The sequence below is a fragment of the Streptomyces sp. NPDC047453 genome (genome assembly GCF_040643155.1).
In the GTDB taxonomy this organism is placed as follows: Bacteria; Actinomycetota; Actinomycetes; order Streptomycetales; family Streptomycetaceae; genus Streptomyces.
Genome location: NZ_JBEYTS010000002.1, coordinates 266,489 through 288,621 on the forward strand (window position 1 = coordinate 266,489; position 22,133 = coordinate 288,621).

Below are 22,133 nucleotides of genomic sequence, written 5' to 3' on the forward strand. Positions count from 1 at the left end.
GAGAAGGATGATCGTAAAGGCCGGGCGCCACAAGTACTACAACCGGAGATCTTGTGTGTTGGCGATGGACAGTGCCTGGCCGGACCGGGCACAGATCATCGGCTCGGCGTCGGGGTGTTGGCGCCCTGCGCGTGGAGTGTCAGCCGTCCTTCTCCGGTGACCTGCAGGTGCGCCTGGGGGCCGCCGGGAGTGCAGTTTCGGCCGTTGGGACGGACCACTTGGGGAGTGACGCGGATCCGTTCACGGAGCACAGGGGCACCGTTCTGGTTCCTGAGTACGACGGTGACGTCCACCGGCTTTGCCGGCAGGCTGCTCAGGACGACGAAAACATGACGTTCGTCCGGATCCGATGCCTGAGTGGGGCTCGCTGCAGGGCTTTCCGTCGCTGCGGCGGATTCGGTCGACATGACGGGGTCTCCCGCCGACAGCCCGCTCTGCTGGTTCATCCTCTGCCCGAAGGGCTGCTCCTGGCACGCGCCGTCCCAGCAGGCCGTGAGTGTCGCCTCGGACACTGTATTCGCGATCGCCGGGACGATATCGACACTGATTCCTGCCGGTGTGGCTTCCAGGGTGCAGATGTGACGGTTGTCCAGGCGGGCGAAGGCGAATATCACCGAGCAGAGCGCCGTCGTTGCACCAAGCAGTCCCAGCACGCCCCAGAGCGCGAACCGCCGGTGCTTCTTCGGCGGCTTCTGCGTTGCGCGGGCAGAGGGCGGGACTGGGGTATTACTCAAGACCTTGTCTCCCGGGCAGACGGGGTGCGGGACGGAACCAGCACCCTAACCGCCTCGCAGCGTCGCGGTGACCGAGGCCCCAGCCGCTCGCAACTGGCACTGCCCCGGCGCGGCGGCCGGTTCGCGTGCATCGAGCATGACTACGAGCTCGCCGACGCGAACATCATCCACATCGGGACGAAGTTCAGTACGGGCCAAGAGGCGGAGGAGTTCTATCTGCCCCGGCACGAACTGTTCCACTCGATGCAGTACAAGTACGTCGGCTGGCGGCTCGTCTTCAACATGCGCAGCCTCAACGCCTGGATGGAGGCCACCGCGGAATGGGGTGCGCACCAGGCGCTCGCGCCCGACCCCGCGGTCCCGGCGGCCAGCCGTTACGACTACGCGCGCAATCTGCCTAAGTTCTTCGAGCGGCCCGAGGAGGAACTCACCAAGCAGGACGGCTTCGGCACGGGCCGCCAGTACGGCGCCTTCATCTTCGCCGAGTTCCTCGACGAGCGGTTCGGCCGGGACGCGATCAGGCACTCGTGGGAGCGGATCGGCGGCGCCTGGTTCCCCGACGGCGCGACCGAGATCCGAGACATGATCACCGACGACTACCACCGCGACGTCCACGAGGAGTTCCGCGTGTTCGGCGTCGCCAACTACCACCTGTGCGGCGGCGGCACCGCCGCGGACTACGGCTCGTACTGGCGCTACCAGGACGGGGACGTATCCCAATGGTGCAGTGCCCTGAGGGGCTCCGGCTCGGACGCGACCTTCCCGGTGGCCCGCCCCAAGCACGAGACCATCGCACTGTCGGCCGACGGCAAGGCCTCGGGCAAGTGGACGGTCAAGGGCGGCGGAGTGCACTACGTCGACCTCGTCGGCCAGGCCGATCCGGCCAAGCTGTGGAACATGGCCGTACGCACCATGCAGGACGACGACAAGCGCCTGACCTTCACCGTGGTCAACTGGGACAGGATTCCACGGCGTTGCTTCGCGGACGACAAGAGCGCACGGGAAGAGGACAAGACCCTCGACACCAGGATCGGCGGCGCCTGCAACGTGGTCACGTTGATGATCAGCCACGGCCGCCCGGGCGACGGCGAGGAGGAGGGCCGCTGGGAGACCAAGTACACCTCGCTGTTCGGCGGTTCGGTCGGCACCAGTGACGTGGAGATCGGCGTACAACCCGGCGGGAATCTGATCACGCCGGGCGGCAGGCCCAGCGCCGGCACCGGAACCACCCAGGTGGGCCTGCGGCACAAACCCACCAACTACGAGGCCGTCTCCGCCGTCGCCTGCCACTGCGAGGGATGGGGCATCCAGGTCACCCCGCCGGAAGGTGTCGGCCAGTGGAGCGGCTGGTCGCACGGAGTCCACGGACTGTCGGCGAACGCCGAGGTGACGGAGTTCACCACCACGCCGACCACAGCCAAGTCGACGGTGCGGCTGGCGGGCACCGACTACCCGGTGTACGTCACGCACGAGTACAAGCCCTCGGCACGTCCCGAGCTGTATGACGTGTCCGTCACGGTCACCTCACTGGCTCCGCCTGGCGACCAGCCGCACATCACCTACCGGCGGGTCGTCGACTGGGACGTGGAACCGACCGCGACCAAGGAGTACGTCACCCTCAAGGCGGACCACCCCAACGTGGGGTTCGCCAGCGACTACGGTCTGGCCGGGCCCGACCCGGGTTCAGGGCGGCCCAAGCTCCACCATGAGGGGTCCTTCACCGACGCCGGCCCGTACGACCAGGGCACGGTCCTCGACGTCTCCGTCCCGGTGGAACCCGTACCCGGCGATCCGAATGCGGGCCTTGTGGCAGAGTTCCACCTCTACTACGGAGCGGCAGCAGGGGAGGCCAAGGCGCTGGAGGCACTGAAGGCGGTGAACGCCCCGGTGTACTCCCTGGCCAAGCCGAGCACTTCGGGCAACCCGGGCAGCGGCCTGCCGGCCACGTTCATCCTCGGGTACAAGCCGGTGACCTGACGGCACCGGGTCTCCGGCCCCGGCCGCACCGCAGTCAACAGGTTGTCCGGTCGGACAGGACTTCCCGACCGAACGACTGCGGTGCGGCTGCCGAGGAGCGGAACGTCCCCCCGGCCAGAGCCGCGACGCCTGGCCCGCCACGCCGGCTAGCACCTCCTGGAGTCCACGAGGAGCCGGACGCGCCGGAGTGGCGGGGCGGTCATCGCGGCGGTACGGGCGCGGCAGTGACAGCGGACGGCCGAGGGCGGGCGGGGTAGCACCGGACAGGTTGGTGCCCCGTACCGGTGGTCGTCAACACGACTGTCAGTACCGCCAGGTACTCTCGGTTCCATCGTCACTGCGGCCCGACGGGCTTCCGCTCCACTTCGGTGGAGTCTCGAAGGACATGCCCCCACCCGCACGAGTCATTTCGTGCTGCCTGGGGGAAATCCTTGCTGTTCCGCGAGTCCGCGAAGACCATCGCTGCGAGAACGCTCGACAGTTCGCTGTATCTCCACCTCACCGAGCAGTTCGTCCATATGCACGGCTACCGGCCCAGCACCGCCGAGGTCCGCTCCTGGGAGCGGAGCATCCCCGCGCTGGCCGCAGCGCTCAACGATGCGGGCCTCGGAGAGGTCGAGGTCATGCTGGAGTACGCGCTCCCGCTGAACAGCAAGCGCGCCGACGCCGTCCTCGCGGGAGTGCACCCCGTGACGGGTGAGCCGTCGTACGTGGTCATCGAACTGAAGCAGTGGAGCCAGGCCGAACCGGACGAGGACGACCCGGCGCTGTGCCGGATCGACGCCTACGCGCACCCGGTCCTCAACCCCATCGAGCAGGTGCGCCGCTACTGCGAGTACCTCGTCAACTTCAACGGCGCGGTGGCCGAACACCCGGGCCGGGTCAGTGGCGTGGCGTACCTGCACAACGCCACGGAGTTCGGCGTGGGCGGTTTGCGCGCCATCGAACTCGACGACCGCGGCCAGATGTTCACCGGCGAGCGCCGTGGCGAGTTCATCGACCACCTCCGTACCAAGCTCAGCGACAAGGTGCCCGGGGCCCGCGCGGCCGACGAACTCCAGGCGGGCAGGACGGTCCCGTCGAAGCAGCTGATGTCGGTCGCGGCCCAGGAGGTGCGCGAGCGTGAGCAGTTCGTCCTCCTGGATGAGCAGCAGGTCGCGTACCGCATGGTGCTCAACGCCGTACGCAAGGCCAAGCGGTCCGACCACAAGGAGATAGTGGTCGTCACCGGCGGCCCCGGCACCGGCAAGAGCGTCATCGCACTCTCTCTGCTCGGCGAGCTGTACCGGCAGGGGGTCCCCGCCCTGCACGCCACCGGCTCCCAGTCGTTCACCAAGACGATGCGCAAGGTCGCTGGCACCCGCAAGCGCGAAGTGCAGGACCTGTTCAAGTACTTCAACAGCTTCATGACGACCGAGAAGAACTCCCTCGACGTCCTGATCTGCGACGAGGCCCACCGCATCCGCGAAACCTCCGCCAACCGCTACACCCAGGCGGCCCACCGCACCGGCAAGCGGCAGATCGACGAACTCATCGACGTCGCCCGCGTCCCCGTCTTCCTCCTCGACGAGCACCAGGTAGTGCGCCCCGGCGAGATGGGCACCGTGGAGGACATCAAGGCCGCCGCGGCGGCCAAGGGCTTTGAGTGCCACGTCGTACCGCTGGAGAGCCAGTTCCGCTGCGGCGGCAGCGACGCGTACCTGCGCTGGGTGAAACGCCTCCTCGGCCTGGAACGCGGCGGCCCAGTGGTCTGGGAACCCGACGACCGCATGCAACTGCTGGTCGCCGACAGTCCCCAGGAGCTGGAGGCATTCCTGGAGGTCCGCCGGACCCAGGGCTACGGCGCCCGCATGTCCGCCGGCTACTGCTGGCCTTGGTCCCCTGAACCCAGGCCCGGCGACCCACTTCCTGCCGATGTCGTCATCGGTGCCTGGGCCCGCCCCTGGAACCTCCGGGGCGAACGGTCCGTCTCCGGCGCGCCGCCGTCCGCCCTGTGGGCCACCGACCCGGCCGGCTTCGGCCAGGTCGGCTGCGTCTACACCGCCCAGGGCTTCGAGTACGACTGGTCCGGCGTGATAATCGGCCCCGACCTGGTCTGGCGCGGCGACCGCTGGGTCACGGACCGTACGGCGTCGAAGGACCCGGTCTTCAAGAAGTCGACCGCGGACGACGACGTCGACCGGCTGATCCGCAACACCTACAAGGTGCTGCTGACACGCGGCATGATCGGAACGATCGTCTACTCGACGGACCCGGAGACGAGGGACAAGCTGCGGGAGCTGGCGGGAGGGGTGGAACGGGAACTCACCACGGCCTGACATCGGCCTCGGCCACGGCGATAGAGAGGCGCACAGCGCGCAGCGCCGAGAGGCCCCGGCAGGACAGCAGCGACGTCGTGGACAGTCAGTGGCCCATTCAAGCCTGAGCCAGTGACACGAAGCTCGGCCGCCTCTTCACACCACGCACTCGGCCCAGACCGTCTTGCCGGAGGGCGGATACAGTTCCGTGCCCCAGCGGTCGGCGAGGGCGGTCACGATGAGCAGGCCGCGGCCTGACTCGCTGTGCGGCGGCGTGACGAAGTCCGTCCCGGGCGAGGGGATCCGGTCCCCGGACGCGTCCGCGACCGCGACGCGGAGGAGGCCTGCGACCGGGTCGTGAGTAAGGTCGAGACGGAAGTCCCGTCCCTGGACGCGGCCGTGCAGTACCGCGTTGCTGGCGAGTTCCGCGACGATCTGTTCGGCACGGTCGGTGGTGGCATCGGGTGACGTCTGCCAGGTGCGCAACTGCTCGTAGGTGAGGAGCCGGGCGAGGCGGGCACCCCGACGCGTGGACGAAAACTGCTGTGTGAAGGTCTGTACGGCGGTGGGGAGCTGGGGCGTTGCTGCGTTCATGGGGACACGGTGACGGGCGTGAGGCGCCGGGCGCCAGCAGCTCGTCGCGTACGGAGAGTCACCGTACGGAGGTGCTCGGTGAAGAGTGCGGTGGCCGGTAGAAGTGCTGAGCCACCGCGATCTTCGGCGGCGCGGGGACGGCGTCAGACTCGGTTGCAGCGGTCTCGAAGCTCGGAGATGACGGCTTTCTCACGCGCGTTGACGTCACCGTTCACGGTGGCCACCTGCTCGGCCGCGTCGATGATGTCGCTCAGATCCCCTGGCTCGGCATCTATGCGCCGCCACACTTCGGCGGGGTCGATATCGACGAGGTGAGCGAGCTGTTCGTCGACCACCTGATGCTGCTCCCGAACCACCCTCACCAGGTGGCGCATCAACAGCGCCTCATTGTCGGCCATCTTGCGGTTCGCCCTGATGACGAGCCATGCGACCCACAGCATCAACTGCGGGTGCTGACTCCGCTTGCTCAGATTCTCGGCGAGTTCGATCACCCGCGCCTCGTTCCGGAAGACGGCCTGCGCGTGCCGCCCCGCGAGCAGCGTTGTATAGCGGTTCAGCACCACCGCGAGGGGAACGCCGACCACGGGGATACCGATCTTGATGACGTTGCGCTGCAGGAGGAACTTCCCGACGAAGGGGAGCCCCTTCGCGGCGCTCAGTACCGCTTTGGAGTAGAAGCGCTTGATCACCGGCCGGACCATGACCGGGACCGCCTTGACCACGCCTTCCCGGACCACTTCCCCGCTCTTGATCGTGAAGGCCACTCGAATGAGCTTCCACATGTCCTCGGGGTCGGACGGGTCGAGCGGGACCCGGTAGAGGACTGAGATGTCGTAGGCCAGGCGGAGCTGGAGCCGGGTGATGAACGCGACATCGACCATCAGGGTCGCGACAGCGGCCGGGACAGTCGCCGGCGAGGCACCGCCAAGGCTCCCGAGGGTGGCGACCACGGCTGCCGAGTAGGCCCCGGCGGAGAGCCCGCCTTCGAGCGCGGCGTACCGAGCCGCCATCTTGATCCGCTGATTGACGATGCCATCCGCGGGTACGCCCGCGTACCGCTCCTGGAAATACTGCCAGTCGACCTTGGCGGTGTAGGAGCTCATGGCCTGAGCGCTGAGCTTGGTGAACCAGTTGCCGGACTTGATATCGTCCGCGCTCAGGCCTTTGATGAACTCCCTTAGCTCGGCCTGTTCTTGCTCGACAACCTTTCGGTCGACGTCCTCGTCGCCGTCGGCGTCGGCAGCGTCAATCGGAGCTTCGGTCATGATGGCCCCCCCCGGGCGGTTCAGCGTGTAGCCGGGTTGCCTGGTTCGGCCAACCCCGCTGGCGTCTCAACACGGTGACTCAATAACCGGCACATCTGTCGACGGATGTCCCATGAGCTGCAAACCTTAGCGCGTCATCATGCGGCTGGTGCCGTTGTGTGGACCTCCGTCGTGATCGCCTTCATTGCGGTCAACTCCGTCACACACCAGGCGACCCCGAGTCGGTTCGGCACCCGTGAACAACACGCCGTGAGGGCATGCACGCCGCTCCGTACGCTGAGTCAGCGTACGGATGCGTTCGGTGGACAGTACGAATTCGGACCGGCCACCCTGGATGCCCTTGATCGCGGGGACTTGGCGCGTGTGCGCATCTGGAGGTGGCCTCATGCCGACCGATCACGCCGGACCGGCGGTGCCGGGCGGGGAGTGCGAGCGGGAACCGGACCCGGCGGACAGTCTGCGGACGTTCGGGGCCGTCGTTCAGGCCCTGCGCGAGCACGCCGGGCTGAGCAGGGTGCAGTTCGGGGAGATCGTCCGGTTTTCCAAGCACACCGTGGAGTCGGTGGAGCTGGGGCGCCGGATGCCGGACCTGTCGTTCGTGGAGCGTGCTGAGGAGGCCCTGGGGAACACGGGGGCACTGCGGAACTCGGCGCGGTTTCTGACGCGGGGGGAGGCGGGGTTGGCGGCTTGGTTTCGGCAGTGGGCGAGGCTGGAGCGTACGGGGGTGAGTCTCTGTACGTATGAATGCCGACTGGTTCCAGGACTGTTGCAGTCGGAGGGGTACGTGCGCGCCCTCTGCGAGAACGAGATTCCACCCCTGTCGGATGAGGTTCTTGAAACCACCGTGGGGGCGCGCATGGAACGTCAAAGGCTGCTCCAGGAGCGGCCCAACACGACGTTCGACTTCGTCATTGAGGAGGCCGTGTTCATGCGTCGCTTGGGAGGTACGCAAGTGACTGCTGAGCAGCTCGATCTCATTCTCGAGTTCAGCCTGCTGCGCAACGTCACGCTCCAGGTCATGCCAGCGAGTAGTCAGCAACACGCATGTCTTTCTGGGCCCGTTCGGCTGTTGGAGGCGCCGGACGGCCGCTGGCGAGCATACTCCGAGGGCCAGGAGAACGGCCGCTTGATCACCGACTCGAAAGAGGTGAGCCGGATCCACATGCGCTATGCGAGACTGCGCTCGCAGGCACTTTCTCCGACGGACTCCATGAGCCTGCTGATGCGGATCAGAGGAGCGCTATGAACACGTCAGAACTCGACTGGTTCAAGTCCAGCTACAGCAGCGCACAGGGCGACGACTGCGTGGAGGTCGCCGTCACCAAGCAGGCCATCCACGTACGGGACTCCAAGGATGTGGCGCGTCCGCACTTCGCCGTGAGCCGGGACGGCTGGATCCAGTTCGTGACGTTCGCGGCCGAGGTCTGACCCGTGAAGCTCACCTATGTCTGCTTCGAGGGCACGCCGCAGGAACTCGACGCGTCCGAGGTGGTCCGCGAGCTTGTCCAGCAGCGGCCCCGTGCGGTCGACACCGCGCGCCGGACGCCTCAGGTGGTCGTCGACCCCGACAGTGATGACGACGTCGACTTCGGATGGCTAATCGACGGTGACGTACCGGGGGTCGCGGAGGAGGGGCAGGACGCCGTGAAGGCGCAGCTCGCCTTCAATCCCGCTGCTCAGCAGTTCATCGACTTCATGGCGGAAGCCGGCACCTGGGAGAGCGTCGGAGTCCACGGCATCAAGCGCCAGACGTTGCAGGAGGGCGAGCCGCTCGACTACACCGGCTACCTCCGGCTCCGCCGCAAGGGCAGCCAGTACGGCGGCTTCGCCTACGCCTTCGCGGCGACGGGCCTGATCAACTTCCGTCTGCAGCACAGCGACGAGATCGCGAAGGTGGCCCCGGATGCCTATCCGCTCACCAAGGGAAATTACCGATACAGGGTGAATATTCATATTCGAGACGAAAAGACCCTGAAGCAGGCACTCGCTTTGGCCGAGCTTGCCTACGACGCCACCTGACGGGTGCTTTGTGCGGATATGCCACTAACCCGGCGAGCTCCGCCGTTTGTGTCGGCGTGCTACTGAAGCCGACATTCCTCTCGCGTGGGTCGAATGCCCTACAGTCCCGTCCTTCACAGACTCTTCCTATGTAGCAGGCAACCATTAAGATCCAGTCTGGTCACCTTCTCCATCCAGGCACAGCGGAACAGCGCACCGCCCTCCTTCTTCCGCCAAGTGCTCGTGGCGCTCAGCTGGCCCCACTGGACCGAGGCGGCGAGAACGGCCGACATTTGGAGAGAGCACCAGCAGCGTCTTCACCGTGCACACCGTGTGGCACAGAAGCCGGTGACCAAGCCATCAGGTCTGCCACCCGCCCGTCCAGGTGAGGAACCGCGAGTAGGTCTCAACGCCATCCTCCGGTATCTCGACGGCCAGGGGCGCCGAGCTGCCGTTCCTGGATCTCTACCGGATCATGCAAGAGGCGGACTGTCTGGCGTCGCGGATCGGGTATCCCTTCCTGCCGAGGCTCGCCAAGGACCGACTGCAGCACTGGCGCACCGTCTTCAGTAGCCACAAGGACGCTCCGTCCCCGCGGGAACAGGAGAACCGAGAGGATCCCGAGCAGTCCAAGGCGCGTGACACCGAGGCTCGTTGGGTGTTCGACGGGATGGCTGCCGAGTTCCGTGCCGCACGCGACGCAGGAGATCTCGTGCGGGCGAAGCGCATCCGCCGCAGCATGGGACCCGTCTACGCCCTGCGCCTCTCAACCCAGGACCGCGAAGCGGCCATCGGACTGGTGCGGGAGTTCAAGCAATGGGTCCGCGACCAGAAGCCGAAGCGCACGGCGGACCCCTTGCTGTGAGCCGTCCGGGGCATCCTCCAGGATCTCGGGACTCGGAGGGCCGCGTTGACAGCCGACGAAGGCTCGCCGTTGACCAGGGCGCCGTGAGACAGGAGGCGGCCCGCCGTACCGCGAGGGCCTCGGCCAGTTCCAGCAGGCCCCAGCCCGACTCCGCCGCGCGGGCCAGGACGGCGTCCTGCGGGGTCGTACGGCGCGCGGTGCTGCTGTACGTGAGGACGCGGTCGGCGGCGTTCGTGCCCGAGGTGAAGGGGTAGAACGCCTTTTCCACCAGGGGGCGCTGCCATCTCTGGAAGGCGCCAGGACACAGGCAAAGGTCAGGCCTTGCCAGCGGTTGGTGTCCACGGTGGCGAAGGGGTGCAACTGGCCCGGGTCCCGCCCATGAACAGGACCTGGGAGTCCTCCGGGCCGGGCAACGGTGCCGTGGCGCGCAGGGCGTCCGAGCGCCTCCCGCAGTCCGGATCCGGCCCTGCGCCGCCGGATCCGGACTGTGGGAGGTGATGCCATGTCAGCGGCCAGGCATCCGAACCGTGATCGAGGAGCTCTCACGGTTGGCGCGGTCCACCGACGTGACCGTGTACGTCGCTCCCTCCGGGGCCGCCGGAACGGTCCACTCGGTGTGGCGGGCGCCCGCGAGTACGGCCACGAGGCCGGCGTCGTCGGCGGTGTGTTGCCGCAGGGCGTACAGCGCGGGGACGTGGTTGCCGCGGGAGCGCACCTCGATCCGGAGCCCGCCGTCGGCCGTCCGGGCCGCCGACGCGAGCGGGGGCAGTGGTGCGGGCCCGCGGGCGAGTCTCGGCAGGACCGGGGGCAGCGCGGGCCGCTGCCAGTGGTCGGCGGTCAGCCGGGTGATCGCGCCGATCGGGTCGGCGGTCACATCGGCGGCGCTGAACAGGATCTCGCCGCTGATCTCCGGCAGTCCCCTGTCCATCGTCAGATGCCGGGAGAGCTCGGCCGGGTCCTGCCAGGCGGCCGGCTGGGCGGGGTCGCCGACCTTGTACACGGCCTCTCCGACCCACAGCTGCACGTCGGTGCCGCGGACCGCCTGCGCCCACCACGGAGCGAGGACGGCGTAGTCGGCCACCGCCAGACCGATGTTCCAGTACAGCTGCGGGGCGATGTAGTCCACCCAGCCCTTGCGCACCCAGCCCAGGGTGTCGGCGTTGATCGCGTCGTAGGACTGGGTGCCGTTGGTGGCCGAGCCCCGTGGGTCGCTCGAGGCGTTGCGCCAGATGCCGAAGGGGCTGATGCCGAACGCCGCCTCGGGACGGACGTTGCGTACCCGGTCGCGCATCTCCTGCACCAGCAGGTCCACGTTGTGCCGGCGCCAGGCGGCCCGGTCGGTGAAGCCCGCGCCGTACGTGGCGAAGGCTTCGTCGTCGGGGAAGTCCTGGCCGCCCACCGGGTAGGGGTAGAAGTAGTCGTCGAAGTGGACGCCGTCGATCTCGTATCGCTCCACCGCGTCCATGATGGCGTTCTCGACGAAGGCGCGGGCGGCCGGGATGCCAGGGTTGTAGTACAACCGGCCGCCGTAGGAGACGATCCATTCCGGGTGCAGCCGCGCCGGGTGACCGGGCACGAGCTTGGTGACGTCGGACTGCTGCGAGACGCGGTACGGATTGAACCACGCGTGCAGGGCCAGCCCGCGGTCGTGCGCGGCCTTGACCATGAAGTCCAGCGGGTCGTAGCCGGGATCCTGGCCCTGAGTGCCGGTCAGGTACTGCGACCACGGCTCGTAGCGTGACGGCCAGAAGGCGTCGGCCGCCGGGCGGACCTGCGCGAATATCGCGTTGAGCCCGATCGATCTGGCGTGGTCGAGCAGCGTGATGAACTCCTCCTGCTGTACGGCGGGGCTCAGTCCGGTCCGTGAGGGCCAGTCGATGTTGGCGACGGTGGCGATCCACTCGCCACGCAGCTCGCGGTCGCGGGACGCGGTCGGGGGGCCGTCGGCGGCGGCCGCTGCGGCAGCGGGGACGGGCAACCCCGTGGCGGCCAGGCCGGCCATCAGTCCTGCGGCCCGCAGCAGGACGCGGCGCGTGGGGCGACGTGCGGCCGAGCCGTGGTTCGCGGTGTCGGTCACGCGGACTCCTTGAAGAGAGACGGGAGCGGCGGCTTGATCGGATCACCGTTCCCAGCGCGCCGTGCCTGGTCAACGAGCGGCGTGAAAATAGTTACCAAATCGCTAGCGTTCAATGTAAGAAACTTACATCGACGCGGAGTTGGGTCCGCATCCTGTCTCGCCACCCGGTTCGGCCGTCGGTGGGCACCTCCTCGGCTGCCGGGAGCCGGTCCCTCCTCGGCTTGGCGAACCGCTGCACCGCGAACAGATGCGGTGCAGCGCCAGGGCCTCCCTCCGGTACACCGGCCCTCATGAAGAACCGACCTGACGGGCTCTGATCAATGCCCGTTGGCCTCGCTAGCGCCGTCGCCGTTCCCGGACGCCGGCCGTGGCGGGGCGCGTCGCGTGGGCGTACCCCGCTGCCGCGGTGAGGAACACGCCCATGACGGCGACGGGGGCCGCGGCCGTCAGCCAACCGGGGTCGTCAGCCGGGCCGGAGAAGGCGTGCAGGGCTGCCACGGCCACCGCCGCGGCCAGGCCGCAGGCAAGGACGGTGGCGACGACGTTGCGGGAGTGGGACGGGCCGGTCGGGGGTGGGACGTGGCCCAGGTGGGTCCAGTGGTGGGCCATCTCGCGGGCCTCGTGCCTGCGCCGGGCGGCGGCGTGCAGGCGCAGGGCGCCGGCGACGGTGGCGCCGGCCACGGCCGCGGCGACCGGCGTCCACCATGCCTCGGCGACGAGCAGCAGCACGGCGAGGGCGCCCGTGCCGGCCCAGCCGGTCACGCAGGCCGCGGCGGCGATGCGCCGGGACTCGGGCCGGTCCGCGCCGGCCCGCAGGTCGGCGAGGGCCGGCACGTACCAGACGGAGCCCGCGGTGGTGAGCGCCGCGGCTCCCATGGCGGCGACGGCGTGTGGCACGGCCTACCTCGCCGCCTCTTCCACCTCGGCCCGACCTGCGGCCCCTGCAGCCCCGGCGACACCGACCGCCCCGGCGACACCGACCGCCCCGGTGACGCCGGCGGCCCCGCCGACCCCGGTGACACCCGTGATCCCGGAGATCTCCGGATGGTGCAGGTCGAACGCCGGGGACTCGGTCCGAATGCGGGGTAGGGAGGTGAAGTTGTGCCGCGGCGGCGGGCAGGAGGTCGCCCACTCCAGGGAGCGGCCGTAGCCCCACGGGTCGTCGACGCCGACCGGCTTGCCGTACTTTGCCGTCTTCCAGACGTTGTAGAAGAACGGCAGGATCGACAGGCCGAGCAGGAACGACCCGACCGTGGACAGGGTGTTGAGGGTGGTGAAGCCGTCGGCCGCGAGGTAGTCGGCGTACCGGCGCGGCATGCCCTCCACGCCCAGCCAGTGCTGGATCAGGAACGTGAGGTGGAAGCCCACCGTGAGCGTCCAGAACGTGATCTTGCCGAGCCGTTCGTCGAGCATCTTGCCCGTGAACTTCGGCCACCAGAAGTGGAATCCGGCGAACATCGCGTACACCACCGTGCCGAAGATCGTGTAGTGGAAGTGCGCCACCACGAAGTACGAGTCGGACAGGTGGAAGTCCAGCGGCGGGGAGGCCAGGATCACTCCGGTCAGACCGCCGAAGAGGAACGTGATCAGGAAGCCCACCGTCCACAGCATCGGCGTCTCGAAGCTCAGGGACCCCTTCCACATGGTGCCGAGCCAGTTGAAGAACTTCACCCCGGTCGGGACCGCGATCAGGAACGTCATGAAGGAGAAGAACGGCAGGAGCACGCCACCGGTGACGTACATGTGGTGCGCCCAAACGGTCAGCGACAGGCCCGCGATGGAGATGGTGGCGCCGATCAGGCCCATGTAGCCGAACATCGGCTTGCGGGCGAAGACCGGGATGACCTCACTCACGATGCCGAAGAACGGCAGCGCCAGGATGTACACCTCGGGATGGCCGAAGAACCAGAACAGGTGCTGCCACAGCAGTGCCCCGCCGTTGGCCGAGTCGAAGATGTGGCTGCCGAACTTGCGGTCCATCTCCAGGGCGAACAGCGCCGCCGCGAGCACGGGGAAGACGAGCAGCACGAGGAGCGCGGTCAGCAGGACGTTCCAGGTGAAGATCGGCATACGGAACATCGTCATGCCGGGCGCGCGCATGCAGATGATCGTGGTGATGAAGTTGACCGAGCCGAGGATGCTGCCGAAGCCGGACAGCGCCACACCCATGATCCACATGTCGGATCCGATGCCCGGCGAGTGGACCGCGTCCGACAGCGGCGCGTACAGGAACCAGCCGAAGTCGGCCGCGCCCTGCGGGGTGAGGAAACCGCCCGCGGCGATGAGGGAGCCGAGCAGGAACAGCCAGTAGGCGAGCATGTTCAGCCGCGGGAAGGCGACGTCGGGCGCCCCGATCTGCAGCGGCATGATCCAGTTCGCGAAGCCGGTGAAGAGCGGCATCGCGAACATCAGCAGCATGATCGAGCCATGCATCGTGAACGCCTGGTTGAACTGCTCGTTCGACATGATCTGCAGTCCGGGCCGGGCGAGTTCGGCCCGCATCGCCAGCGCCATCACGCCACCGAGGACGAAGAACGCGAAGGCGGTGACGAGATACAGCGTCCCGATCTTCTTGTGGTCGGTGGTGGTCAGCCACTCGACCCACGAGGGTCGCACGGCGCCGTGTCCTGGGACCTGGGCCGCCTGCCCTCCTGTCACTGGGCCACGGGCCGCGTCCTTGTCCGCCACCGCGGTACCGGGAGCCGGCGTGGCCTCGTCCCCCTCTTCCGGGGCTTCCGGCCGCGCTGCCGCCGCCTGTTGTATGCGCACCTCGTCCACCGGACGGTGCCCTCCGCATCTGCTTGGTTCATCGACACAACGACGAGCCCGGAGGTGCTCCGGTTGAGGAACGGACCCGGCCCTCCCGGCCGCCGCCTCATGATCGCCGGAGGGGTACGGGGTGCCGATAGGGCCGAACAGTCCCCGCACGGGGATGCGGGTAGGGCCCAAAAGCCCTGCTTGGTCCCGGCGGGCGTCTCGGGGCCCCAACGCCGACCCCTCCCCCTGCATCGGTAGGGGCCGACCCGTCCCCGCACACTGGGAAGGGGCCGGCCCGTCACCGCACTCTGGGAAGGGTCCGGCCCGTCCCCGCACCGCCAGGCCATGGGAGTGCGGCGGGACAGAGGGATGGAGCGATCTCTCCTGTTCAGGAAATGAACGGTGGGGGGTTCGAGAGCGCTCTCTTGACGGTGAATGCTTCATGCGAGTGAAGGAAGCGTCAAGAGGTGCGACGGGGTTCGGCCAGACAGGAAGTGACATCGCGTCAAGTTCTGCTGCCGCCAATGGAGATGCGTCCCTCCTCGCCGGGCGCGTCCGCGCCGGGCGCCGAGACCCAACCGTTGTACTGCGTCTTCCCCGCCCTCCTGCCGCAGGTCAGGCGGCGCGTGCCGGCCACATCGGGTCGGCGGAGCCGCCTCCGCCGTCACCGGCCGCCGATTCGCCCTTGCCGGATCCCTTGACGAGTCCTCTCCCGGAGGTTTAACTCACGTCCTAAATTAAGCCCTGAGGCGCCTTCGGAAGTCGAACCGAGCGAACCGGACCCGATCGCACGAGAACGAGCACGGGACACGGGAGCGAGAGCGGTGTCGGCGTCCGGAGGACTCCTCGCGGTTCTCGACTCCCGGAAAGGGACACCAGGAGCCATGCGCAGCATCCGAGCCGCGGCCGTAGGCGCCGTCACCATGTCTCTCGCCCTTGCCGTCTCGGCCTGCGGAGGCGGTTCGTCGACGGGCGGCGGGTCCAACGACTCGCCGAAGACGCTCACGTACTGGGCCTCCAACCAGGGCGCCAGCATCGAGATCGACAAGAAGGTCCTCCAGCCCGAACTCGACAAGTTCCAGAAGCAGACGGGCATCAAGGTGAAGCTGGAGGTCGTGCCCTGGTCGGACCTGCTGAACCGGATCCTCGCCGCGACCACCTCGGGCCAGGGCCCCGACGTCCTCAACATCGGCAACACCTGGAGCGCCTCCCTCCAGGCCACCGGGGGGCTGCTGCCCTGGGACGCCAAGAACTTCGACAAGATCGGCGGCAAGGACCGCTTCGTCGACTCCGCGCTCGGCTCGACCGGCGCCCAGGGCCAGGACCCGGCCGCCGTACCGCTGTACTCGATGGCGTACGCGCTCTACTACAACAAGCAGATCTTCGCCGATGCGGGCATCTCCAAGCCCCCGGCCACCTGGGACGAACTCGTCGCCGACGGCAAGAAGATCCAGGCCAAGGGCAAGCAGGTCCTCGGCGCCGAGGGCGCCAACGTCTCGGAGAACATCCACCACGTGTTCGTCTTCGCCAAGCAGCACGGCGCCGACTTCTTCTCTGCCGACGGCAAGCCCGACTTCACGAGCGACGGCACGGTCGCCGCGGTCAAGCAGTACGTCGACCTGATGGCCAAGGACAAGGCCATCCCGCAGGGCAACGCCGAGTACGCGCAGAACCAGTCGGTCAGCGACTTCGCCAAGGGCAGGACAGCGATGCTGCTGTGGCAGTCCGCCTCCTCCAACCTCAAGTCCCAGGGCATGAGCGCGGACGCCTACGGCATCGCCCCGGTCCCCGTGCAGTCCGGGACCCCCGGCACCGGCAACCAGGTCAACTCGATGGTCGCCGGAATCAACCTGGCCGTCTTCAAGAACACCCACAACCTCGACGGCGCCACGGAGTTCGTGAAGTTCATGACCAGTGACGAGGAGCAGAAGATCCTCAACACGGCCTACACCTCCATCCCGCCGGTCAAGACCGCCCAGGCGGACGCCGCCTTCAACACCCCGGACAACGCCGTCCTGAAGGAAACCCTCGCCACGAGCGCCGCCGCGCTGCCACAGGTCGCCGACGAGTCCCAGTTCGAGACGACCGTCGGCACGGCCGTCAAGGAACTGTTCGCCGACGCCGCCGCCGGACGCACGATCACCACGGAGTCGGTGAAGGCCAAGCTGCTCAAGGCCCAGCAGCAGATGCCGGCGAAGTGAGCGCGGACACCCACATGACGACCACCGCTCCCGCGCACACCGGCGGGACGACGGCACCCGTGAAGTCACCCGGGGCGGCGCGCGGACCTCGCCGCCCCGGGTGGCTCGGACGTGTCTCGCTGCCGTACCTGCTGCTCCTGCCCGCCCTGCTGCTCGAACTCCTGGTCCACCTGGTGCCGATGGTGATCGGCATCGTGATGAGCTTCAAGGAGCTGACCCAGTTCTACATCCGCGACTGGGGCACGGCCCCCTGGTCCGGCCTCGACAACTACCGTATGTCGGTGGACTTCAACGCCCCCGTAGGCGAGGCGCTGCTGCACTCCTTCCTGGTCACCGTCGCCTTCACCCTGCTGTCGGTCGGACTGTGCTGGCTCATCGGCACCGCGGCCGCGATCTGCATGCAGGACACCTTCCGCGGACGCGGCCTGCTGCGCGCCCTGTTCCTGGTGCCGTACGCGCTGCCGGTCTACGCGGCCGTCATCACCTGGGTGTTCATGTTCCAGCACGACAACGGCCTGGTGAACCACGTGCTGCACGACCAGCTGCACCTCACCGACAAGCCGTCGTTCTGGCTCATCGGAGACAACAGCTTCATCGCGCTGCTGACGGTATCGGTGTGGAAGGGCTGGCCGTTCGCCTTCCTCATCGTCATGGCCGGACTCCAGAACATCCCGCGCGAGCTGTACGAGGCCGCCGCGCTGGACGGCGCCGGCACCTGGCAGCAGATCCGCCGCATCACCCTGCCGTCCCTGCGCCCCGTCAACCAGGTGCTGGTCCTGGTGCTGTTCCTGTGGACGTTCAACGACTTCAACACGCCGTACGTGCTGTTCGGCAAGGCCGCCCCCGAGGCCGCGGACCTCATCTCGGTCCACATCTACCAGGCCTCGTTCGTCACCTGGAACTTCGGCACCGGGTCCGCCATGTCCGTCCTGCTGCTGCTCTTCCTGCTGGTCGTCACCGGCGGCTACCTCGCGCTCACCTCACGCGGACGGAGGTCCGCCGATGTCTGACACCCTCAGGCCCGCGACGGCCGGTGCCCACCGGTCTCCGACGGCGCCGCCGCGCTCCTTCCTGTGGACCCGGCGGATCTTCCTCACCCTGCTGACCGGGTTCGTCCTGGTGCCCGTCTACGTGATGGTCTCCAGTTCGCTGAAGCCGCTCGCGGACGTCACCGGCAAGTTCCGCTGGCTGCCGAGCGGTCTGACCTTCCGCCCCTACATCGACATCTGGTCGACGGTCCCGCTCGCCCGGTACTTCGTCAACTCGCTGATAGTGGCGGGCGCGGCGACGGTCTGCTCGGTGGTGATCGCGGTGTTCTCCGCGTACGCCGTCAGCCGCTACAGCTTCCACGGCAAGCGCGTCTTCACGGTCACCGTCCTGTCGACGCAGATGTTCCCGGGCATCCTCTTCCTCCTCCCGCTGTTCCTGCTCTACGTCAACATCGGCAACGCCACCGGCATCGCCCTGTTCGGCTCGCGCGGCGGCCTCATCCTGACGTACCTCACCTTCTCGCTGCCGTTCTCGATCTGGATGCTGATCGGGTACTTCGACTCGGTCCCGCGCGATCTGGACGAGGCGGCTCTGGTGGACGGCTGCGGGCCGCTCGGCGCGCTGTTCCGGGTCGTCGTGCCGGCCGCGATCCCCGGCATCGTCGCCGTCGCCGTGTACGCCTTCATGACCGCCTGGGGCGAGGTGCTCTTCGCGTCCGTCATGACCAACGACACCACCCGCACACTCGCGGTCGGTCTCCAGGGCTACTCCACGCAGTACGACGTGTACTGGAACCAGATCATGGCCGCCTCGCTCGTCGTCAGCGTGCCCGTGGTCGCCGGCTTCCTGCTGCTTCAGCGCTACCTCGTCGCGGGGCTCACCGCGGGAGCGGTGAAGTGACCGCCAACCCCCCAAGTCTCGAAAGGACTTCCGTGTCCGACGCCATCGACCTCGCCGCACTCCCGCACGACTTCCGGTGGGGCACGGCCACATCGGCGTACCAGATCGAGGGGGCCGTCGCCGAGGACGGCCGCTCGCCGTCCATCTGGGACACCTTCTCCCACACCCCCGGCAAGATCGACAACGACGACCACGGCGACACCGCCTGCGACCACTACCACCGCTGGCGCGAGGACGTCGCGCTGATGAGCCGACTGGGCCTGAACGCCTACCGGTTGTCGATCGCCTGGCCGCGCGTGATGCCGGACGGCGACGGCCTCGTGAACCCCAAGGGTCTCGACTTCTACGACGAGTTGATCGACGGACTGCTGGCGGCGGGCATCACCCCCTCCGTCACCCTCTACCACTGGGACCTGCCCCAGGCCCTCCAGGACCGCGGCGGCTGGCCCGAGCGCGAAACCGCCGAGCACTTCGCCACCTACACCTCGTTCGTCGCCGAACGCCTCGGCGACCGGGTGTCCCACTGGACCACCCTCAACGAACCGTCCTGCTCCGCCTGGATCGGCCACCTCGAGGGCAAGATGGCCCCCGGCCTGACCGACCTGACCGCCGCGGTCCGCGCCTCCTACCACCTGCTCCTGGGCCATGGCCTGGCCGCCCAGGCGATCCGCGCCGCGACGTCCGGCGCCGAGGTCGGCATCGTCAACAACCTCTCCACCGTCTTCCCGGCAAGCGACAGTCCCGAGGACGAGGCCGCCGCCCGCCGCCACGACGGCCACGTCAACCGCTGGTGGCTGGACCCCGTCCACGGCCGCGGCTTCCCCGCCGACATGCGCGAGGTCTACGGCGTCGACCTCCCCGAACGCCCCTGCGACCTCGACATCATCGCCGCCCCGCTGGACTGGCTCGGCCTCAACTACTACTTCCCGGCGACGGTGGCCGACGACCCCGCAGGCCCGGTGCCCCACGCCCGCTCCGTACGCCGCCCGGACGTGCCCCGCACCGGCATGGACTGGGAGATCGACGCGTCCGGCATCGAGACGCTGCTGCTGCGCCTCACCCACGAGTACGGCGCCCGGAAGCTCTACGTCACCGAGAACGGCTCCGCCTTCCCCGACACCGTGGCCCCCGACGGCACGGTCGACGACCCCGAGCGCCAGGACTATCTCGTGGGGCACCTGGCCGCCTGCGCCTCCGCCGCCCGCAAGGGCGCCCCGCTGGCCGGCTACTTCGCCTGGTCGCTGCTGGACAACTTCGAGTGGGCGTACGGCTACGCCAAGCGCTTCGGCCTCGTCCACGTCGACTACGCCACCCAGGCCCGCACCATCAAGGGCAGCGGCCACCGGTACGCGGACATCGTGCGCGCGCACGGGGAGCTGAGGCGCGGGGCCGCCTGAGCCCGGCCCCGCGGGCGGACGGGCGCGGTCCCTCGGCAGGGGCGCGGCGGCCCGGCACCGGCGCTCCACAGTCCGCACGCGCCGCGCCCTTCACACGCGGTACGGGCCCGGATCACATCCCCCGTGATCCGGGCCCGTCGGCGTGGTGCGGGCGTCACGCGGCCCGCGCCGGCTCCAGTACCTCCTCGACCGGGGCGGCCCGCAGCACCCCGCCGGTCCTGGCGGCGGCGCCCCGCACCCGCGACGTCCGCCACAGCCACAGCACGTCCCGTCCGAACGACCACACCAGCAGTCCCAGCGCCAGCAGCACCACACCGGCGGTGGCCGGCAGGGGCAGCAGGTCCGCGCCGGCGAGCAGCAGGCAGACGCCCTGGAGCGCGGCGACCGTCTTGCGGGCGGTGCTCGGCGGCAGGGGCGCGTTCAGCCAGGGCAGTACGCGGGCGGCGGCGACGAAGACGTACCGCATACCGCCGATCAGCAGCACCCACGGGCCGAGCATCGTCGAGACGTACACGCTGAGCACCAGGATCAGGAACGCGTCCACCTCCATGTCGAAGCGGGCGCCGAGCGCCGTGGAGGTACCCGTGCGGCGGGCCACCTTGCCGTCGACGCCGTCCAGGATCAGGGCCACCGTCGTCAGCGCGACCAGCAGCGACACCGGCGGCGCGCTCTCGAAGGAGTCCGCGACCAGCGCTGTCACCCCACCGACGAGAACGGCCCGGCCCAGGGTCACCCGGTTGGCCGGGCCGAAGGAACGCAGCCGCGACCGGTGCAGCGCCCGGGAGAGCACCGCCCAGGTGGCGACCGCGAAGACCAGGCCGGTCACCCAGCCCGCGGGACCCATGCCGATCGCCGGGCCGAGCAGGGCCAGCAACAGGATCTGCGCGCCCGCTCCCACCGCGGTCTCCTGCTGGACAAGCCGTGCGTCGTACGTGTTGTTCAGGGCCACCGAACATCCTCCGGCCGAGTGACAGAGTCGATCAACGCCGCGTACGTTGTGCGCGGCCTGTGCACTTCTCGGTACGTGAACAACTTCCCGATCGTTCAGGAGGATTCTCGATGAACCGCTCCGCGCGCGCCTTCTGGCTGACCTCGCCGGGGCACGGCGAGATACGCCGGACGGACCTTCCGGAACCCGGTCCGGGCGAGGTGGTCGTCCGCGCGCTGTACTCAGGGGTCAGCCGCGGAACCGAGTCGCTCGTGTTCCGCGGCCAGGTGCCCGAGAGCCAGTACGAGGCCATGCGGGCGCCGTTCCAGGAGGGCGACTTCCCGGGCCCGGTGAAGTACGGCTACCTCAGTGTGGGGGTGGTGGAGGAGGGTCCGCGGGAGCTGACCGGGCGTACGGTCTTCTGCCTCCATCCGCACCAGAGCCGCTACGTCGTCCCGGCGAGCGCGGTGACCCCTGTGCCGGAGAACGTGCCGGCCGGGCGGGCGGTGCTCGCGGGCACCGTCGAGACCGCCGTGAACGCACTGTGGGACGCCGCGCCCCTGGTCGGCGACCGTATCGCCGTGGTCGGGGGCGGCATGGTCGGCTGCTCGGTGGCCGCCCTGCTGGCCCGGTTCCCCGGCGTGCGCGTCCAGCTGGTGGACGCGGACCCGGCCCGCGCCGAGATCGCCGAGGCGCTCGGCGTGGGCTTCGCGCTGCCCGAGGACGCGCTCGGCGACTGCGACCTCGTCGTGCACGCCAGCGCCACCGAGCAGGGCCTTGCCCGCGCGCTGGAACTGCTCACCCCCGAGGGCACCGTCCTCGAACTGAGCTGGTACGGCGACCGGCGCGTCGCCCTCCCGCTCGGCGAGGCCTTCCACTCCCGCCGGCTGGTCATCCGCGGCAGCCAGGTCGGCACCGTCTCTCCGGCCCGCTCCAGCCGCACCTACGCCGACCGGCTGGCCCTCGCGCTCGACCTGCTCGCCGACCCGGCCCTGGACGCCCTCGTCACCGGGGAGAGCGCGTTCGAGGAACTGCCGGAGGTGATGCCGGGGCTCGCCTCCGGGGAGATCCCGGCGCTGTGCCACCGGGTCAGGTACGGCGACCGATCATGACGGATCGTCCGATCCGGGACGACAAGAGCGCCTGACCTTGA

General features: G+C 68.8%; 17 protein-coding genes and 2 pseudogenes. 11 read left to right on the forward strand and 8 right to left on the reverse strand.

Features of this window, described 5'->3' with window-relative positions; genetic code table 11:
• Positions 1–95: 95 nt before the first annotated feature.
• Positions 96–653: a hypothetical protein gene (locus ABZ818_RS03545; RefSeq protein ID WP_361410146.1), complete on the reverse strand. Its 558-nt coding sequence runs from the start codon at positions 651–653 to the stop codon at positions 96–98.
• 105 nt (positions 654–758) lie between these two features.
• Between ABZ818_RS03545 and ABZ818_RS03550 the strand changes: the two genes are divergently transcribed.
• Positions 759–2,711: a hypothetical protein gene (locus ABZ818_RS03550; protein WP_361410149.1), complete on the forward strand. Its 1,953-nt coding sequence runs from the start codon at positions 759–761 to the stop codon at positions 2,709–2,711.
• 431 nt (positions 2,712–3,142) lie between these two features.
• Positions 3,143–5,029 (forward strand): DUF2075 domain-containing protein, encoded by a 1,887-nt coding sequence (locus ABZ818_RS03555; RefSeq protein WP_361410152.1) that lies wholly within the window; start codon positions 3,143–3,145, stop codon positions 5,027–5,029.
• A gap of 135 nt (positions 5,030–5,164) precedes the next feature.
• Here ABZ818_RS03555 and ABZ818_RS03560 read toward each other — a convergent pair whose 3' ends face one another.
• On the reverse strand, positions 5,165–5,602 hold the full coding sequence (locus ABZ818_RS03560; protein WP_361410155.1) for an ATP-binding protein: 438 nt from the start codon (positions 5,600–5,602) through the stop codon (positions 5,165–5,167).
• Positions 5,603–5,745: 143 nt separating this feature from the next.
• Positions 5,746–6,867 (reverse strand): hypothetical protein, encoded by a 1,122-nt coding sequence (locus tag ABZ818_RS03565; RefSeq protein ID WP_361410158.1) that lies wholly within the window; start codon positions 6,865–6,867, stop codon positions 5,746–5,748.
• A 385-nt stretch (positions 6,868–7,252) separates the two neighbouring features.
• Between ABZ818_RS03565 and ABZ818_RS03570 the strand changes: the two genes are divergently transcribed.
• The 4 genes from ABZ818_RS03570 to ABZ818_RS03585 all read left to right on the forward strand — a co-directional run bounded on the left by ABZ818_RS03570 (position 7,253) and on the right by ABZ818_RS03585 (position 9,730).
• Positions 7,253–8,113 carry a helix-turn-helix transcriptional regulator gene (locus ABZ818_RS03570; RefSeq protein ID WP_361410160.1) on the forward strand — a complete coding sequence of 287 codons (861 nt, stop codon included), beginning with the start codon at positions 7,253–7,255 and terminating at the stop codon, positions 8,111–8,113.
• Complete coding sequence (locus tag ABZ818_RS03575) at positions 8,110–8,295, forward strand: DUF397 domain-containing protein (RefSeq protein WP_361410163.1); 186 nt, start codon at positions 8,110–8,112, stop codon at positions 8,293–8,295. The genes ABZ818_RS03570 and ABZ818_RS03575 overlap by 4 nt, the downstream gene beginning before the upstream one ends.
• A 3-nt stretch (positions 8,296–8,298) precedes the next feature.
• The gene (locus ABZ818_RS03580; RefSeq protein WP_361410166.1) at positions 8,299–8,886 is read left to right on the forward strand and encodes a hypothetical protein; all 588 of its coding nucleotides are present in this window, start codon (positions 8,299–8,301) and stop codon (positions 8,884–8,886) included.
• Between the two features lie 454 nt (positions 8,887–9,340).
• Complete coding sequence (locus ABZ818_RS03585) at positions 9,341–9,730, forward strand: hypothetical protein (RefSeq protein WP_361410169.1); 390 nt, start codon at positions 9,341–9,343, stop codon at positions 9,728–9,730.
• Between the two features lie 124 nt (positions 9,731–9,854).
• Here ABZ818_RS03585 and ABZ818_RS03590 read toward each other — a convergent pair.
• The 4 genes and pseudogenes from ABZ818_RS03590 to ctaD all read right to left on the reverse strand — a co-directional run.
• Positions 9,855–10,122, reverse strand: a pseudogene (locus tag ABZ818_RS03590) (helicase); the annotation flags it as partial.
• A gap of 428 nt (positions 10,123–10,550) precedes the next feature.
• Positions 10,551–11,732, reverse strand: a pseudogene (locus tag ABZ818_RS03595) (family 10 glycosylhydrolase); the annotation flags it as partial.
• Between the two features lie 411 nt (positions 11,733–12,143).
• The gene (locus ABZ818_RS03600; RefSeq protein ID WP_361410173.1) at positions 12,144–12,704 is read right to left on the reverse strand and encodes a hypothetical protein; all 561 of its coding nucleotides are present in this window, start codon (positions 12,702–12,704) and stop codon (positions 12,144–12,146) included.
• A 3-nt stretch (positions 12,705–12,707) separates the two neighbouring features.
• Positions 12,708–14,423 (reverse strand): cytochrome c oxidase subunit I, encoded by a 1,716-nt coding sequence (gene ctaD, locus ABZ818_RS03605; RefSeq protein ID WP_361410176.1) that lies wholly within the window; start codon positions 14,421–14,423, stop codon positions 12,708–12,710.
• A 1,025-nt stretch (positions 14,424–15,448) separates the two neighbouring features.
• Between ctaD and ABZ818_RS03610 the strand changes: the two genes are divergently transcribed.
• From ABZ818_RS03610 to ABZ818_RS03625, 4 genes are read left to right on the forward strand one after another with little or no spacing between them, the layout of a single operon-like run.
• Complete coding sequence (locus tag ABZ818_RS03610) at positions 15,449–16,765, forward strand: sugar ABC transporter substrate-binding protein (RefSeq protein ID WP_361410179.1); 1,317 nt, start codon at positions 15,449–15,451, stop codon at positions 16,763–16,765.
• 14 nt (positions 16,766–16,779) lie between these two features.
• The gene (locus ABZ818_RS03615; protein ID WP_361410182.1) at positions 16,780–17,775 is read left to right on the forward strand and encodes a sugar ABC transporter permease; all 996 of its coding nucleotides are present in this window, start codon (positions 16,780–16,782) and stop codon (positions 17,773–17,775) included.
• Entirely contained in the window at positions 17,768–18,655 is an 888-nt protein-coding gene (locus ABZ818_RS03620; RefSeq protein WP_361410185.1) for a carbohydrate ABC transporter permease, read from the forward strand. The genes ABZ818_RS03615 and ABZ818_RS03620 overlap by 8 nt, the downstream gene beginning before the upstream one ends.
• Before the next feature lie 32 nt (positions 18,656–18,687).
• Positions 18,688–20,052, forward strand: coding sequence for a GH1 family beta-glucosidase (locus ABZ818_RS03625; RefSeq protein WP_361410188.1), 1,365 nt, complete (start codon positions 18,688–18,690; stop codon positions 20,050–20,052).
• 154 nt (positions 20,053–20,206) lie between these two features.
• Here the strand turns inward: ABZ818_RS03625 and ABZ818_RS03630 are convergent, their stop codons facing one another.
• Positions 20,207–21,001 (reverse strand): CDP-alcohol phosphatidyltransferase family protein, encoded by a 795-nt coding sequence (locus ABZ818_RS03630; RefSeq protein WP_361410191.1) that lies wholly within the window; start codon positions 20,999–21,001, stop codon positions 20,207–20,209.
• A 110-nt stretch (positions 21,002–21,111) separates the two neighbouring features.
• Between ABZ818_RS03630 and ABZ818_RS03635 the strand changes: the two genes are divergently transcribed.
• Positions 21,112–22,092 carry a zinc-binding alcohol dehydrogenase gene (locus ABZ818_RS03635; protein WP_361410194.1) on the forward strand — a complete coding sequence of 327 codons (981 nt, stop codon included), beginning with the start codon at positions 21,112–21,114 and terminating at the stop codon, positions 22,090–22,092.
• The last annotated feature ends 41 nt before the right edge of the window (positions 22,093–22,133 follow it).

What these genes read in the sequence shown, in the direction of transcription:
- ABZ818_RS03560 (WP_361410155.1), bottom strand. Translation starts at nt 5,602, where the DNA reads ATGAACGCAGCAACGCCCCAGCTCCCCACCGCCGTACAGACCTTCACA.
- ABZ818_RS03565 (WP_361410158.1), bottom strand. Translation starts at nt 6,867, where the DNA reads ATGACCGAAGCTCCGATTGACGCTGCCGACGCCGACGGCGACGAGGAC.
- ABZ818_RS03570 (WP_361410160.1), top strand. Translation starts at nt 7,253, where the DNA reads ATGCCGACCGATCACGCCGGACCGGCGGTGCCGGGCGGGGAGTGCGAG.
- ABZ818_RS03575 (WP_361410163.1), top strand. Translation starts at nt 8,110, where the DNA reads ATGAACACGTCAGAACTCGACTGGTTCAAGTCCAGCTACAGCAGCGCA.
- ABZ818_RS03585 (WP_361410169.1), top strand. Translation starts at nt 9,341, where the DNA reads ATGCAAGAGGCGGACTGTCTGGCGTCGCGGATCGGGTATCCCTTCCTG.
- ABZ818_RS03610 (WP_361410179.1), top strand. Translation starts at nt 15,449, where the DNA reads ATGCGCAGCATCCGAGCCGCGGCCGTAGGCGCCGTCACCATGTCTCTC.
- ABZ818_RS03615 (WP_361410182.1), top strand. Translation starts at nt 16,780, where the DNA reads ATGACGACCACCGCTCCCGCGCACACCGGCGGGACGACGGCACCCGTG.
- ABZ818_RS03620 (WP_361410185.1), top strand. Translation starts at nt 17,768, where the DNA reads ATGTCTGACACCCTCAGGCCCGCGACGGCCGGTGCCCACCGGTCTCCG.
- ABZ818_RS03635 (WP_361410194.1), top strand. Translation starts at nt 21,112, where the DNA reads ATGAACCGCTCCGCGCGCGCCTTCTGGCTGACCTCGCCGGGGCACGGC.